At 57.6% G+C, this 14855-nt stretch carries 14 protein-coding genes; 1 reads left to right on the top strand and 13 read right to left on the bottom strand.

The features are described from left to right. Positions 1–3: 3 nt before the first annotated feature. From HYPMC_RS07165 to HYPMC_RS07145, 5 genes are all read right to left on the bottom strand, one after another. Entirely contained in the window at positions 4–702 is a 699-nt protein-coding gene (locus HYPMC_RS07165; RefSeq protein ID WP_013947197.1) for a DUF2076 domain-containing protein, read from the bottom strand. A 563-nt stretch (positions 703–1265) separates the two neighbouring features. Further along, positions 1266–3860 (bottom strand): TonB-dependent receptor, encoded by a 2595-nt coding sequence (locus HYPMC_RS07160; protein ID WP_013947195.1) that lies wholly within the window; start codon positions 3858–3860, stop codon positions 1266–1268. 334 nt (positions 3861–4194) lie between these two features. Continuing rightward, the gene (locus HYPMC_RS07155) at positions 4195–4581 is read right to left on the bottom strand and encodes a hypothetical protein (protein WP_013947194.1); all 387 of its coding nucleotides are present in this window, start codon (positions 4579–4581) and stop codon (positions 4195–4197) included. A 170-nt stretch (positions 4582–4751) separates the two neighbouring features. After that, positions 4752–5318, bottom strand: a complete 567-nt coding sequence (locus tag HYPMC_RS07150; RefSeq protein WP_013947193.1) for a cytochrome b — start codon at positions 5316–5318, stop codon at positions 4752–4754. Further along, positions 5315–6364 carry a catalase family peroxidase gene (locus tag HYPMC_RS07145; protein ID WP_013947192.1) on the bottom strand — a complete coding sequence of 350 codons (1050 nt, stop codon included), beginning with the start codon at positions 6362–6364 and terminating at the stop codon, positions 5315–5317. Before HYPMC_RS07145 ends, HYPMC_RS07150 begins: the two co-directional genes overlap by 4 nt. Before the next feature lie 345 nt (positions 6365–6709). Between HYPMC_RS07145 and HYPMC_RS07140 the strand changes: the two genes are divergently transcribed. Continuing rightward, entirely contained in the window at positions 6710–7702 is a 993-nt protein-coding gene (locus HYPMC_RS07140) for an alpha/beta fold hydrolase (RefSeq protein ID WP_013947191.1), read from the top strand. A 40-nt stretch (positions 7703–7742) separates the two neighbouring features. On the opposite strand, the gene HYPMC_RS07135 is transcribed toward HYPMC_RS07140, so the two are convergent. From HYPMC_RS07135 to urtA, 8 genes are all read right to left on the bottom strand, one after another. Continuing rightward, a complete protein-coding gene (locus HYPMC_RS07135) occupies positions 7743–7949 on the bottom strand; it encodes a DUF768 domain-containing protein (protein ID WP_157135409.1) in 207 nt (68 codons plus the stop codon). Positions 7950–8163: 214 nt separating this feature from the next. Next, the gene (locus tag HYPMC_RS07130) at positions 8164–8490 is read right to left on the bottom strand and encodes an FmdB family zinc ribbon protein (RefSeq protein WP_024275676.1); all 327 of its coding nucleotides are present in this window, start codon (positions 8488–8490) and stop codon (positions 8164–8166) included. Positions 8491–8559: 69 nt separating this feature from the next. Continuing rightward, entirely contained in the window at positions 8560–9789 is a 1230-nt protein-coding gene (gene fmdA / locus HYPMC_RS07125) for a formamidase (protein WP_013947189.1), read from the bottom strand. 42 nt (positions 9790–9831) lie between these two features. Beyond that, complete coding sequence (gene urtE, locus HYPMC_RS07120) at positions 9832–10521, bottom strand: urea ABC transporter ATP-binding subunit UrtE (protein ID WP_013947188.1); 690 nt, start codon at positions 10519–10521, stop codon at positions 9832–9834. Between the two features lie 14 nt (positions 10522–10535). Further along, complete coding sequence (gene urtD, locus HYPMC_RS07115; RefSeq protein WP_013947187.1) at positions 10536–11291, bottom strand: urea ABC transporter ATP-binding protein UrtD; 756 nt, start codon at positions 11289–11291, stop codon at positions 10536–10538. 9 nt (positions 11292–11300) lie between these two features. Further along, complete coding sequence (urtC, locus tag HYPMC_RS07110; protein ID WP_013947186.1) at positions 11301–12443, bottom strand: urea ABC transporter permease subunit UrtC; 1143 nt, start codon at positions 12441–12443, stop codon at positions 11301–11303. Positions 12444–12483: 40 nt separating this feature from the next. Further along, entirely contained in the window at positions 12484–13410 is a 927-nt protein-coding gene (gene urtB / locus HYPMC_RS07105) for an urea ABC transporter permease subunit UrtB (RefSeq protein WP_024275675.1), read from the bottom strand. Positions 13411–13514: 104 nt separating this feature from the next. Then, the gene (gene urtA / locus HYPMC_RS07100; RefSeq protein ID WP_013947184.1) at positions 13515–14774 is read right to left on the bottom strand and encodes an urea ABC transporter substrate-binding protein; all 1260 of its coding nucleotides are present in this window, start codon (positions 14772–14774) and stop codon (positions 13515–13517) included. Positions 14775–14855 lie beyond the last annotated feature (81 nt).

Here is a 14855-nt window from a genome sequence, read left to right as displayed (position 1 = left end):
ACGTCAGACATCCATGCTGTCGTCATCTGTCCACGTATCGTCGTCGTCATCCTGCGCGTCTTGCATCTGATCGAGCTCGGCGTCATCCGCAGCAAGGTCTTTCTGATCTTGCTTGTCATCGTCGCGAGCGTCTTGCAGCTGATCCTGCAAACTGTCGATGGTCGCTTGATCGTTGGCGTTTGTCCCACCGCCCGAGGCATAGGCGTTGCCGCCACCGAACAGGCTGCGGATACCATCCGCCAGGAAAACGCCACCTGCGACGCCTGCTGCCGTCGATAGAGCTGACGACAGGAAACCACCGCCCCCACCGGATTGGGCCGCAGAGCCCCAAGGGCTACGCGACTGCTGCGGAGGCGGCATCGGCTCCGGTCCGCGCTGCGGCTCTGGCGCAGAACCGCCAAGGCCACCAAAGCGGCCACCGGCCGACGGAACCGATCCACCAGAAAGGAAACTGCCGCGCCCCGACGCAGATTGCGGCTGACGCGCCGCTGCTTCCTCGAGGTCGCGCATACGGGCTTCCGCCCGCTCGAGCGCCTGCTGCTGAATAATGACCGTCTGGGCTAGGTAATAAGGGGCATCCGGCGACCTGCGAATGAGATCGTTGATCAAGCCCTCGGCTTCCGGATCCTTGCCGCCCGAGCCTCCATAGCTGCGCAGGCGGGAAAACAAATCTTCAATTAGTTGCTGTTCTTCCCGGTTCATGGGATCGCCTCCGCTGTAATTAGCCGACATCGGCTAGGTATTGTGCAACGCAGGGAGATGTAGGAACGGACCGCACCAGTGACATGGGGGAGCAATGATATATTTCCGTCACTTTTTGTTCCTTCGCAGACATCCCACGGCGTCCTGGACCTTATCGGCCGGCACATGGCGCTCTGATGAACGCCGCTCTGCAAATTGGTACAATGGCCGCAAAGCGATTATCGGCTATTTGGACTAGGCCGCAGCGACCGCGATAGGCGCGCGCCTTCAATCGCCAACGCTGTAACAGCCGCACTCACGGCACCTGCGGCCACCGAACTTCTCCCCGGCGGGACGATCATATAAAGAAGATGCTTCGATATAACCTATTAGGAGTGCTCATATGGACAAGATCGCCATCACCCTGCTGTTCGTTCTCACCGCCGTCATCTGCCTGACGGTGTTTCACATGGCAGACGGTAAATTCTGAGTGCTTCGTCGCTGTCCAGGCGGCAAACAAAGAAGCGGCGGACTTTGGGGTCCGCCGCATCGAGTTTCGGGATAGGTCTTAGAGGTAGAGTAGTCTAGAACTTCACTTTCACACCGCCATAAGCCGCGAAGGGAATGGCCGGAACGACAGTCCGCGGATTGTTCTCATTGAACGTGACACCGGTTGCCGGCGTCAGATCGTTGGCATCGTCCACACTGAAATACGTTCCGTAGATATTATAGTCTTTGTCGAAGAGGTTCTCGAACAGGCCATAGATCTGCACGTGATCCGTGACGTCGTAGGACGTGTGCAGATTGACTTTCGCATAGCCTGCCAGCGGACGATTAAGGTTCGCTTCGTCACCGAAGAAGATCTGATCGCTGGCAGCCACCAAATCCGCACCGACCTTCCACTTCTGCGTCATCCAGTAATCGACACCGGCTTTGAAGGTATGCGCAGGAATACCGGGGAGCCTGTCGCCCTTGTGAACCAGGAAGCAGTTGCCAGGTCCGTTTTCATCGTCATCACCACCGCCACCTGCATCGCCGCACGAAACATTGCCCGGCAACGGATTATTGGGTGATGGAAAAATCGCATTCGTATCAAACGTTGCGTCCGTATAGGTGTAGTTCGCGTAAGCAAAGACACGTTGTGTGCGGTACGCGATATTTGCCTCGACGCCCTGACGCAGCGTCTTACCAACGTTTTGGAAATAGCCGTGGCCGGTATCGGTTGAAGCCGCATCGAAGATGTCGTCGGTGTTTAGCGTACGGAACAGGCCGATACCCCAATCCCACTGCGAGCGGTTCTGCCAGTTCTTGATCGTGCCGCGGAAGCCCGTTTCCCAGGTATGAGAAACGACCTGCTTCAACGGCGGATCGGCTGTCAAGAAGCTTTCGATCAAGCACGGATTTTCAGGATCGGCGCAGGCCAGCTCCGCAGCCGTCGGCGCGCGGTTGGCTTCGGAGTATCCGCCGTACCAGTTGAGGCCTGGCGAGAATTTGTAGGTCAGACCTGCCGACGGATTGAAGCGGTTGTACTTGTTGACGCCATTGAGCTCGTCGTTTTCCGGACTGCCGGTATTCTCGATCTCGATTCGTGCAAAGTTGTAACGACCACCAACAGTCAAAGCCAACTGATCAGTGATGTCGAAGGTGTTCGTGAAGTAGGCGCCGAAATAATCGTTCGTCGTCGTGAGTGAGCGCGGATTGAAATCATCCGTACCGGTCATGATGATACCTTGACCGTCGACGACGAACTTCGGTTCCATGAAGCCAAGTTCGCTTTTCGCCGTATAGGCGACGCGGCCATGATCATAGCTGACGCCGACAATGAACTGGTTCGTGTGTCCGAAAAGCTTGGCGTTCTCTTGGGCCTGCAGCGTCAGGCCAGCCGTATCGGCATTCTGCGACGTCTGGTCGATCGAGCCGTAAACATTATCCGTAAACGGGATCGGGCTGCCGTTGGCTGCATTGAGAACCTGATCATCTCCGGAGCACAGCGTTCCCTCTTGGCCGGCGCCTTCGCACTCTTCGGGATCGTCAAAGAGGTTACCGTCGAGATGCTTCTGATTGAAATGCCGGTAATAGGTGACACCGGACAGCGTCAACGTATCGGTTGCCCGCACCTTGCCGTTGACCGAGTACATCTGCATCGTGTTTTCGGTCGTCTGCGGCGACGTAAACGTCAGGCTGCGGCTGATGTCGAGAAGCTGCTCAGGCGCCGCCGCCGTCACGCCGACATTGTTGTCTGCGCCGGTGAAGTTGAAATGAAACTCGGCGTTATCGCCTTTGACACCGACATCGAAGTATCCACGGCGGATTTGCGCGTCGGAGAAATCGCGGAACCCATCATCGTCGATGGCCTCGAAGGCGCCGTAAGCCGCCCAGTTGCCGCTGCGATATCCGGCCTCCGTCGAGACTTGCTTGCGTCCGAACGAGCCGAACATCGTATCGACGTCCCAACCCTGGTAATTGAAGCCGTCCTTCATATCGACAACGACGGCGCCGCCCAGCGCGTTAAGTCCGAACACCGGATTGCCGACGACAACGGCAACGTTATTGATCGCGTTCGACGGCAGGAAGTCCCAGTTGACGATATCGCCAAAGGATTCGTTGATGCGGACGCCGTTCTGATAGACCGCAAGCCCCTGCGCAACACCGTTGACGGGCGATGCTTCAAACCCACGGAACTGGATGTTGGTCTGGAATTGGTTGCCCTGAAGGTCATTGACGATCAGGCCCGGGATCTGGCTCGTAAGGGCGTCCTGCAGAATGACCTGCTCGCCACGTTTGAGCGCTTCCGAATTCATCTGATAGACACTCCCCGGCACCTTATCGACTGGGATCGTGCCGCCGACCGGCGACATCTTCACCGTGTTCGATTCAGGCGAGGCAGCAAACTCCTGCGAACTCTCGGTCGCAAATCCCGTAGTATCCGGCGCTGCTGATGGAGCCGTCACCGCCGCCGCGGTGGAGGGTTTGGCCTTCGGCTTGGTGGCCTTCTTTACTTGCGTCGGCTTCGGCTTGGGCTGTCCCTGAATAACTTCGACTTCAGGAAGCTGCTGACCTTGCTGAGGCGCTGGCTGCGCTGCCCCCGTCCCGCCCGCATCCTGAGCAAAAACAACGGCCGTTCCGCTGGCTGCGAACAGCGCCACAGCCGCGGCCGAAGCCATTAACTGACGCATCATCCCCCGGTTCCCTTTATCTGCGCATCACAATCCCCTGCTTCCCTGGCAGGCATCGCAACGCGAACTTCCCCTTTGGTCTCGACTCGGACCATTTTCCCCAAAGTCAGCAAAATGGATTTTGGTTGGGTGGGTCAATCCGATGCACAGGCTGACTTTTTCCCGGCCGCCGCATTCCCAACCCTCCCGTGGCATCGTGGCAACGGAATTGAAATTTATGGGAAAATTTCCCTCAAAATGCGGGAACTAAGGACTTCTTCCGAGCGTCACGCGAGACATTTCGCAGCGACGATAGCGTCAGCTGTCCCGCAACCGATTGCCGGATAGAGAAGAGCTCTTAGCCACCATCGACGTCCGGTCGTGAATAAGTGGAAAAGGGCGATCCCCCCTTGAAAGGCGCCGACGATTGCGTTGCCGCTTTATCGTAGCAAGCGAGTCGCTCGGTATCGCCAACGATTTGAACGCAATCCATAAGCGCCACTTGCGGTTCAGCCGACATGAATTCCGTTAAAGCGATTCCGATCCCGGCAAAGAGCAGAATGATCACGCCAAAGAGCATTGCAGCACTCCGCATCTGATCGTCTGTCAGGCCGATGGTCCGCGTCGACCAATCCACAGCGTGAGCGGGCGCATCCTTGAGTTCGCAGTCAGACCACTCCGCACATGCCTCAATGCGAGGAGACACATCGGACGCCGCAGGGACGCTTTCGATCTCTTTTTCCATGGCCGCCTCCAATGTGGACGCTTTGCCATCAAACTAGGAACACCGGCATAGGGATTCCATGTGCCTCGACATGGAGAGATATAAAAATGCGATGGGCCTCCCTGCCGACATTTGCAGGAAGACCCATCATAGGTTCGTGGACGACGCGTCCTCAGATGTGCTTCACGCCGTCACTCGGCGGCAGGAGCCGACTGATGATGCGTCGACACAGAGGCCATTGCCTCAAACACGCCGTCACGCCGGACGAGCGCGTGATAGAGCGCCGCCGCGATATGCAGCAAAACCAGTGCGAAGAAACAAAACGCCAGATAGTAGTGGGCGTTCCAGAACAGGGTATGAAGACTGTCGCTTTGCGGCAGGATCTGTGGAACCCAGGTGCGCCCAAAGATCACGACAGGATAGTCTGCGGTAAACAACAGCGCCAATCCCAGCAACGGCATCGCGATCATCAGCGCATAGAGTGCGTAGTGAGACAGTTCTGCCGCGAGCTTCATCGGCTCCGGCAAATCCTTCGGCAACGCCGGCGCGCCGTACCGCAACCGTACCGCAAGCCGAATGAGCACGAGCACGAGGATGACGACACCAAGCGATTTGTGCGTCTCCATCAGCGGCAAAAACTTCGGTGTGACGGTCGAGAGCATCCCCACGCCGATGAACAGCATCGCTAGAATGCAAACGGCCATCACCCAATGCAGAAGGCGCTGCAATGGATTGAAACGCGGCGTTTCTCCGGTCATTGCTTTTCTCCAGTCGGGGTGCGGGGATAGTACTTGGATTCAGCCGTACGCAGATCATATGACTTCATGTACGCCGCTGACCGTGCGGCCGGGAACGGGTCGTCGGATGTCGTAATGCCCGTCGGCAAAACGGTTGGATCGAAGTTGATCTCTCGACACGGACCGTCCGCCTCCGGTTCGATTTTCGTAACCGTCAGCGTGCCGACATCGATCTTGCGGCGGTCGGCAGGCCACTCCTTACTGGGATCTGCCGTCGGATCTCCTGGATTTGCGATGATCACTTCCAGCTTCCAGCGTTGAGGCGCAGCCGCAACACGCTTGGCGATATCAACGTCGAGGAAATTCGGCCCTAGCTTTTTCAGGTCATCCTGCGATACCGGAACGACTTGCGCTTCCGGCACGATCCCCCATCGAACTGTCTTCTGCTCGCCCTCTTTGTTTGTCATGACGAAGCTGTTTAGGCTGTTGTAGGGCTCCTCAGCGTAACTCGCCGTCCACGGCGCGCTACCCGCCCACGAAGCAAAATGCGAAAATTCGGGATTGGCCGCTATAAAGTTTTTCATCGCGTCCGCAGCCTTGTCCTTCGATGCTTTCAGCAAATCGTAGAACGCTTGCGGCGTCGAAACCGGGAAGAATGGCGGATCGATCATGGCGCTTCGCCAGACCTGCCCATCCGGAGTTGTGATCTGCAGGCCGATGCCGCGCACACGAACAGTAGCGTCGTCTACATTAGGGTCCTGAGTACCTAGATTGAAGCGCCCGACGACAGGATACTCCCCCTTCTCGAAAACAACCGCCTTCGAGATTTCGGTGCCGGCGCCGTTCGCTTCGAACTCACCGGTAAAGCAGATGCCTTTGGCATGGTTACGGCGATGGCCCAGAGCCGGACCGCCAGGCGGGGCAAAAGCCTCGACCATTTTCATCGGAGTGAGACGGTGTGGTGAAAACCAGCCGGCCGTATAGGCGAACGCTGCCGCGCCGCCTGCGATGACGACAGCGATCAGCGCCAACGAACCAAGTGGCGGTGATCGGTGAGAGTCTGACATTGAGACCTCGCTATTGCTTGTGATGAAAGTATGCGGTGGTGGCTTAGCGCAGCGATATCCTGCAACTGCGACGATAATCTTTCAAATATCGATCACGCATTGCGAATTCGCACGATTTACCATGCCGGGGCGAACGCAAACCCAGTCGAGAGACGACAAAACATATGGCCTTGTTCGACGCCCCGTCCACGACTACCCCGCACCATTAGCAAAAACGTGGGTATGCGAAGCACGAGAATGCCGTGTCCCCCTTCCAAAATCTGGAATTGTGTCTCCCAACATCTCCGGCTTTAGGCCCGAGTGCCGATCGCCTACCTCCCTACCTAGTTTCAATGGAGGTTGAGCATGCTGACCGAGACCGATCGCAGAGTTGCGCTAAAAATTTTTGGAGCCGCAGCCGCCACCGCCTGGCTGACATTGCGCGCGAGTGCCGTCAATGCGGGAGACATCGTGACCTTCGGCAATTCCGTTCCTCCGAATTCCGTTCATTATAAAACGGTGAAGATTGGCGATGTCGAAGTCTTCTACCGCGAAGCCGGTCCTGCAGATGCACCAGTCATCCTGCTGCTTCACGGCTATCCGACGAGCAGTCACATGTTCCGGGACCTCATTCCTCAACTCGCGGGCCAATTCCGGCTGATCGCACCGGACCTGCCGGGCTTCGGTCTGACGAAAGCACCCGATCGCGAGCATTATACCTATACGTTTGACAATCTGGCCAAGACCATCGACGGCTTCACTGATGCGTTAGGCTTGAAGAGATATGCACTTTACCTGTTCGATTACGGCGCACCGATAGGGTTCCGCATTGCCGCCGCGCACCCCGAACGTGTCAGCGCGCTGATCACCCAGAATGGTAACGCCTACGAAGAAGGATTGGGCGACGCATGGAAACCCATCCAGGCGTATTGGAAAGACGCTTCGCTTGAAAACCGCAACGCGCTGCGCGCCGTGCTCACTCTGGACGCCACAAAAGACCAGTATCTCCACGGCGCCGATGCAGGCTTGGTGTCTCCGGACGGCTATATGCTCGACTACGCCTATCTTCAGCGGCCAGGCATCGATGAGATTCAGCTCGATCTCTTCTACGATTACCGCAACAACGTTGCGCTCTACCCAGCTTGGCAGAAATACTTCAGGGAAAGCAAGCCGCCGCTGCTGGCGGTCTGGGGCAAGAACGATCTCTTTTTCATTCCTCCCGGCGCCGAAGCATTCAAGCGCGATATCCCTGACGCAGAAATCAAGTTCGTCGACAGCGGCCACTTCGCGATCGCCACGCACAGCACGTTTATCGCCGCCCAGATAACGGACTTCATGCGTCGCAAGGCGAAGTTATAGGCATGCGCGGTCCAAGGTCGGCACGCAAATATAGTGGCGCTCACTTCTTGACCTGAAGCAGGCCCTCGCGAATGCAGTCTTCGAGGGAGCCGACGGCGCCTTCGAGATCGTATCGAGATATGCCTTCGCTCCAAGCATCATGGAGACACTTCGCAGCGAGCGCGGGAATATCCTCGGCGCTCGCGACGCGCCCCACGACGTGCCACCGCAGCCAATCCGTCAGAAACTTTGTGGTCCTCGTTGACATCGACGTCCGGCAACGCGCAGAGCTGAGATATCCAACATCCAAGATCGGATCGCGATCGCACCGAGAAGCGCCGGGCCGCCGCATATCCGAAACAGCACACTGGCCACTATCGTGCGAGTTCGCCCCCCGGGGCGTTTTCGCGTTCTTCTTTGGTGTCGGGCTATGATCCATCCGTAACCTACAAACCGCCGCGAACAGCTGCTGAATCGCAGGATTAGTGGCTGATCATCCAGGGGCGGGACGAAGGAAAGCTCTTCATCGCGGTCCCGCCGTCTTGTTTTGGCTTGGCTTTCGTCTTGGAGCAGCAGCCGCATCCCGGCGCATGCCCTTTCGACTTTCGCGGCTCGTGCGATGAGCGCTCGTTCGTCTCAGCTGCAATGCGGCGAGCCCGGCTCATTCCCGCTATGGCGGGTGCTGTTAAAATCGCTCGCGGCGCCTCGGTCCCACAATCCGGGCAATCGTGCGGCAACTCGAACTCAGACATCGAACGTAGAATTGAGAACGGTCCGCAATTGGGACAATCATAATCGTAAACCGGCATTATTGGCGGCTCCCTTGAGGTGGGTTGGCCAACACAGCCAACCCAGCTTTCGTGTACGTTCGAACGCGCTTACGCGTCGGGCGCAATCGGCATCTGGATCGATCCGTCGAGGAACTTTGTCGGTCCTGCGGCAGAGGGATTGATATCGAAATCGAAGATCTTGGTCGGCACCCACAGGGTGGCGCAGGCGTTCGGAATGTCGACGACGCCGGAGATATGCCCCTGCACAGGCGCCGTTCCCAAGATCGAGTAAGCCTGCGCGCCCGAATAGCCGAACTTCTTCAGGTATTCGATGGCATTGAGACAGGCCTGACGATACGCGACGTGGACGTCGAGGTAGTGCTGCTTGCCCATCTCGTCGACCGAGATGCCCTCGAAGATCAGATAGTCGTCGTACTTCGGCGTGATGACCGACGGCTTGAAGATCGGATTTTTGATCCCGTACTTCGACATGCCGTCTTTGATCACGTCGACCTTGAGATGCAGCCAACCGGCCATCTCAATCGCACCGCAGAACGTGATTTCGCCGTCGCCCTGACTGAAGTGAAGGTCGCCCATCGAAAGGCCGCCGCCGGGTACGTAGACCGGGAAGAATACTTTCGAGCCGCGCGACAGATCCTTGATATCGCAGTTGCCGCCATGCTCACGTGGCGGAACCGTACGCGCCGCTTCGGCTGCAGCCTTGTCCCGCGCATCACCCTTGAGGCGGCCCATGTGCGCGGTCGGCGCAAAGGGCACCGTGCCGACGGGAGGCACACGATCTTTATTAGCCTCCACGAACGGAATTTCGCGATCATTCCAGGTCTTGAGCAGTGCAGGATCGGGCAAGCAGCCGATCAAGCCGGGATGGATGAGTCCCGGAAACCGCACGCCTGGAATGTGGCGTGACTTCGTGAACATGCCTTCAAAGTCCCAGATCGACTTCTGCGCCGAGGGATAATGCTCGGTCAGAAAGCCGCCGCCGTTGTTCTTCGAAAAGAAGCCATTGAAACCCCAATTGCTCTCCGGCTTCGCGCCGATATCGAGGATCTCGACAACGAGCAAGTCGCCAGGCTCCGCGCCCTTGACGCCAACGGGGCCTGAGAGAAAGTGCACGATCGTCAGATCGATATCGCGCACGTCCGACGCATCGTCATTGTTCTTGATGAAGCCGCCGGTCCAGTCGTACGTCTCGATGATGAAGTCCGAACCAGGCTCGGTCCAGGCGACGATCGGAATGTCCGGATGCCATCGATTGTGAACCATGTCGTTTTCATAAGCGGACTTCGACAGGTCGACTTTAATGAGCGTTTCGGTCATTCATACTGCCCCTTCTATTTCTGCAGACACCCGAATTCAGACTTAAACTGAGAGATACTTCGCGACTTTCCCCTCATCGACCGATGAACGAGGCTCGTCGTGTACGATCTCGCCGTTCTCGACGACGAGCACGCGGTCGGCGACATCGAGCGCAAAACTCAAAACCTGTTCCGACACAATGATCGACAGCCCACGCTCATCGCGAATGCGCCGAAGCGTCCGCGCCATTTCGCGAATGATCGACGGCTGGATGCCTTCCGTTGGCTCATCGAGCAGCAGGACCTTCGGCTTGGTCGCAAGCGCGCGCGCGATCGCAAGCTGCTGCTGCTGGCCGCCAGACAGGTTACCGCCGCGGCGCTTCTTCATTTCGAGCAGAACCGGAAAAAGCTCGTAGATATCGGGCGAAACCTTGCTGCCGCCGTGGACTACAAGCCCCGTCTCGATATTCTCTTCGACTGTCATGGTCGAAAAAATCATTCGACCTTGGGGAACGTAGGCCAAACCTTTCGCAACACGCTCGTAGCTTTTGAGCTTGGTGATGTCGGCGCCATTCATCGACACCGAACCCTGCTTCGTCGGCAGGATGCCCATAAGGGCCTTCATCATGGTCGTCTTGCCCATGCCGTTGCGGCCCATGATCGCGACGATCTCATTGGGCGCAATCGACAGATTGAGGCCGTGCAGAACTTCGCTCTGGCCATAGGCGACGTGGAAATCGGAGATATCCAGCATTGTCGATTGCTTCCTTAATGGCCGAGATAGACTTCAATCACTTTGGGATCGTTCTGGACCTTCTCCATCGAGCCTTCCGATAGAATTTTGCCCTGATGGAGCACGATCACCCTGTGCGCGATGTCTTCGACGAACTTCATGTCGTGCTCGATCACCAGCACCGAACGATCCTTGATGATCCGATGCAGAAGCTCGGCGGTCTTTTCGCGCTCGCTGACGCTCATACCTGCGACGGGTTCATCAAGCATCAAAAGCTCGGGATCCTGGATGAGCAGCATGCCTATCTCCAGCCACTGCTTCTGGCCGTGACTTAGTAGCTGCGCGCTCATGCCGAGCTTGTCTTTCAGGAAGATCATCTCCGCGACTTCCTCGACGCGCTGACGCACGGCAGCATCGCGTTTGAACGTCAAGGCGCCGAACACGCTGCGTCCGCGCGGATAAGAGATTTCCAAGTTTTCGAAAACCGTCAGATCGTCGTAGATCGACGGCGTCTGGAACTTCCGGCCGACGCCCGCATGCACGATGGCGTTCTCGGATAGCTTCGTGAGTTCCTTGCCGCGGAAGGTGATGGATCCGGAAGTCGCTTTGGTCTTCCCGCAGATCAAATCGAGCACTGTCGTCTTACCCGCGCCATTCGGTCCGATGATGACCTGGATCGCGTTCTCATCGACATAGAACGACAGATCGTTGACCGCTTTGAAGCCGTCGAAGGATACCGTCAGCCCACTGACAGCGAGCAGGAAATCCCGAGGTTGTTGACCGATCTCCATATCGCTCTCCTATTCTGCCGGTGCGCCGTCTGCGATCGGCTGGCCGCTCGCAAGAGACTTGCCTTTATTCCGCGAGAAGAGCCTGTCGATTGTCGGCTGGACATAGTCATTCCAAGCGCCCGCCAGGCCGCCTGGGAAGAGCAGCACAACGGCAATGAAGAGCGCGCCGAAACCCAGCTGCCAAAGTTGCGGGAAGCTTTCAGAAAGGCTCGTCTTCGCATAGTTGACGAGCAGCGTGCCGTAGACCGCGCCGAAGATGGACATGCGGCCGCCGACCGCCGCGAAGATGACCATTTCGATTGAGGGAACGATGCCGACGAATGACGGCGACATGAAACCGACTTCAAGCGTAAACAGCGCGCCGCCGATCGACGCGAACACGGCCGACAAACAGAATGCAAAAATCTTGAAGTTGGCGACGCTATAACCCGAGAACCGCACGCGATCCTCTTTCTCGCGCATCGCCACCAGAATGCGCCCGAGTTTCGAACGCTTCACGAACAGCGCCACCAGCAGGCAGGCGAACAGCACCGCGACTTCAACAAAATAGAGAATGACTTTGGCGCTGTCGGTCCGGATGTCCCACCCATGTAAGGTGCGAAGATCGGTTATGCCGTTGATGCCGCCCGTGTAGCCCTGCTGCCCGACGATAAGGATCGTTAGAATGGCAGCAATCGCTTGCGTGATGATCGCGAAGTAGACGCCGCTGACACGACGTTTGAACATCGCCGCGCCGATGATAAATGCAAACACCGCCGGCACGACGAACACGGCCAGGATCGCGAACGTTAAACTGTGGAATGGCTCCCAGAAGAAGGGAAGCTGCGTGATCTGGTTCCAGTCCATGAAGTCCGGGATACCGGGCGTCGACTGGATTTTCGTGTTGGCGACGCTCGATGCTTCGAGCTTGAGAAACATCGCCATGCAGTAACCGCCGATGCCGAAGAACACGCCCTGCCCCAGACTCAAAATGCCACCGTATCCCCAGCAGATCACCAAGCCGAGCGCGACGAACGAATAGGTCAGATATTTCGCCACGAGGTTCAGGCGGAAATTATCGAGCGTCATCGGCAGCACGACAACCAATAGCAATGCCAGGACGGCGAGGCCGACCAACTCGGAACGGGAGAAGAAGCGAGGATTGGCGTTCATGTCAGTGTGCTCTCGCGCTTGGATCTGAAGTCGGCGGCGGCTATTTGCGGACCTTGAGGGCGAACAGTCCTTGTGGACGCAGCATCAGGATGATGACGACCGCAAGAAGCGTGATGACCTGCGCCATCGATCCGGAGGTGAAGAACTCCAGCGTCGAACGCGTCTGCGAGATCGTGAAGGCCGATGCGATCGTGCCGAGCAAGCTGGCAGCGCCGCCGAAGACGACGACAAGGAACGTATCGACGATATAAAGCTGACCCGACGTCGGACCGGTCGAGCCGATCATCGTGAAGGCACTCCCCGCGACGCCGGCAATTCCGCAACCGAGCCCGAAGGTAAAGCGATCCACGCGTTCGGTATTGATGCCGACGGCGCTGGCCATGACGCGGTTCTGCATCACGGCGCGAACCTGACGACCCCAGCTGGAATAATACATGATGTAGCCGACGATCAGCGTGATGATTAATGTCAGCGCCATCACGAACATGCCGTTGATGGGAATCTGGATGGTGTCCGTCACCTGCCAGGAGCCCATCATCCACTCAGGCAGATCGACGCCGACTTCGCGGCCGCCGAAAACAGAGCGATAAACCTGCTGCAGAATGAGGCTGAGGCCCCACGTAGCCAGCAAGGTATCGAGCGGTCTCTTATAAAGATGTCGGATCAGCGCCCACTCGACGAACATCCCAAGCGCACCAGCCGCTATGAATGCCAGGATCATCGCGACGAAAAAGTATCCGCCGAAGAGCATCGGCAAGTGCGATTTGAAGAACTCCGACGTCATCCAGGTGACGTACGCACCGAGAATCATGAACTCGCCGTGCGCCATGTTGATCACGCCCATCTGGCCAAAAATGATGGCCAGTCCGAGCGCCATGAGCACGAAGACCGAAAACAGGATCAATCCCGCGAAGCCTTGCATCACAAAGATTGAACCAAGATCGCTGAACGAGTAATCGCCGAACATTGCGCGCTCCGGAGTATCGGACGTTGATGGCTTCGCGCCGCGCATGTGCGTATCGGCGCGAAGCACTCAAGCGATGCGGACTCGAAAGCCCGCCGGAAAGGACCTTACTGGTAGCCCTTTGGGAACGGATTGGGCTCGATCAGCTCGGGCGTCTCGTAGACCAGATCGAACTGACCGTCGATCCGCGCCCGACCGATACGTGCGCGGCTCCAGAGATGGTGGTTCTCGTGGATCTTGACGTAGCCTTCCGGAGCGCCCTTAAACTCGATACCCGGCGATGCCGCGGCGATTTTGTCGACGTCGAAGCTGCCTGCCTTCTCAGCCGTGAGCTTCCACAGGTTCGGGCCGAGATAGGCCGCCTGCGTCACGTCGCCGATCACCGTCTTGTCGCCCCACATCTTGTGGAACGCCTTAACGAAGGCTTCGTTGTTCGGGTTCTTCAGCGACTCGAAGTATTTCATCGAGGCGTAGGCGCCCGCGATGTTTTCGCCGCCGATGCCGTCGATTTCGTCTTCCGTAACCGAGATCGTCAGCAAAAGCTGCTTGTCGAGGTTGATGCCCGCCGCCTTGAGCTGCTTGTAGAAGGCGACGTTCGAACCGCCGACGACGTCCATGAAGATCACGTCGGGCTTCTTCAACTTGATCTTGTTGATGACCGAGTTGAACTGCGTCGCGCCGAGCGGGAAGTACTCTTCACCGACGACTTTGCAGCCCGTCAGATGGTTTTCGATATGCTTGCGCGCGATCTTGTTGGACGTGCGCGGCCAGATGTAGTCCGAGCCGATCAGGTAGAAGGTCTTGGCGCCCTTCTCCTTGTTGATCCAGTTCAAGCTGGACAGAATCTGCTGCGTCGCTTCCTGGCCGGTGTAGATGACGTTCTTCGACTGCTCCAGGCCCTCGTAGAAGGTTGGATAGTAGAGCATGCCGTTGTACTGCTCGAGAACCGGCAGCACCGCCTTGCGAGACGCCGACGTCCAGCAACCGAAGATCGCCGCGACGTGGTCGTTGACGAGTAGCTTCTTCGCTTTTTCCGCAAATGTCGGCCAATCGCTGGCGCCGTCTTCCTGAATGATCTTGATCTGACGACCTAGCACGCCACCCGCATCGTTGATCTGCTGGATCGCGAGCTTCTCGGCCTCGACCGAACCCGTCTCGCTGATGGCCATCGTGCCCGTGACCGAGTGAAGAATACCGACCGTCACTTCTTTGTCGGTGACCGCCAATCCGGTCGTATTGATCGCCGACGTCGCTGGTGCGTCGGCAAATGCGGCTTTCGGCAACAACCCGGCAAACGGAGCCGCGGCCATACCCATCAACAATTTACGCCGTAGCCGCGATTGAGGTCCGTTATCTTCCGTCGCCATCAAGATCCTCCGTTCGAACTGCCCACCCCGGACATCGCGCGAACATAGGAAACGGATTTTGCGCCGCAGCACATACGTCAG

The organism is Hyphomicrobium sp. MC1 (genome assembly GCF_000253295.1).
In the GTDB taxonomy this organism is placed as follows: Bacteria; Pseudomonadota; Alphaproteobacteria; order Rhizobiales; family Hyphomicrobiaceae; genus Hyphomicrobium_B.
The sequence above is the reverse complement of the archived record's forward strand: the minus strand, read 5'-3'. Positions and strand labels throughout refer to the sequence as shown.

Bases quoted from the DNA above. Each gene is read 5' to 3' on its own strand.
- HYPMC_RS07155 (WP_013947194.1), bottom strand. From the start codon at position 4,581: ATGGAAAAAGAGATCGAAAGCGTCCCTGCGGCGTCCGATGTGTCTCCT.
- HYPMC_RS07135 (WP_157135409.1), bottom strand. From the start codon at position 7,949: ATGTCAACGAGGACCACAAAGTTTCTGACGGATTGGCTGCGGTGGCAC.
- urtA (WP_013947184.1), bottom strand. From the start codon at position 14,774: ATGGCGACGGAAGATAACGGACCTCAATCGCGGCTACGGCGTAAATTG.
- HYPMC_RS07140 (WP_013947191.1), top strand. From the start codon at position 6,710: ATGCTGACCGAGACCGATCGCAGAGTTGCGCTAAAAATTTTTGGAGCC.
- urtB (WP_024275675.1), bottom strand. From the start codon at position 13,410: ATGTTCGGCGATTACTCGTTCAGCGATCTTGGTTCAATCTTTGTGATG.
- urtE (WP_013947188.1), bottom strand. From the start codon at position 10,521: ATGCTGGATATCTCCGATTTCCACGTCGCCTATGGCCAGAGCGAAGTT.
- urtD (WP_013947187.1), bottom strand. From the start codon at position 11,291: ATGGAGATCGGTCAACAACCTCGGGATTTCCTGCTCGCTGTCAGTGGG.
- fmdA (WP_013947189.1), bottom strand. From the start codon at position 9,789: ATGACCGAAACGCTCATTAAAGTCGACCTGTCGAAGTCCGCTTATGAA.
- HYPMC_RS07165 (WP_013947197.1), bottom strand. From the start codon at position 702: ATGAACCGGGAAGAACAGCAACTAATTGAAGATTTGTTTTCCCGCCTG.
- urtC (WP_013947186.1), bottom strand. From the start codon at position 12,443: ATGAACGCCAATCCTCGCTTCTTCTCCCGTTCCGAGTTGGTCGGCCTC.
- HYPMC_RS07160 (WP_013947195.1), bottom strand. From the start codon at position 3,860: ATGATGCGTCAGTTAATGGCTTCGGCCGCGGCTGTGGCGCTGTTCGCA.
- HYPMC_RS07150 (WP_013947193.1), bottom strand. From the start codon at position 5,318: ATGACCGGAGAAACGCCGCGTTTCAATCCATTGCAGCGCCTTCTGCAT.
- HYPMC_RS07130 (WP_024275676.1), bottom strand. From the start codon at position 8,490: ATGCCGGTTTACGATTATGATTGTCCCAATTGCGGACCGTTCTCAATT.
- HYPMC_RS07145 (WP_013947192.1), bottom strand. From the start codon at position 6,364: ATGTCAGACTCTCACCGATCACCGCCACTTGGTTCGTTGGCGCTGATC.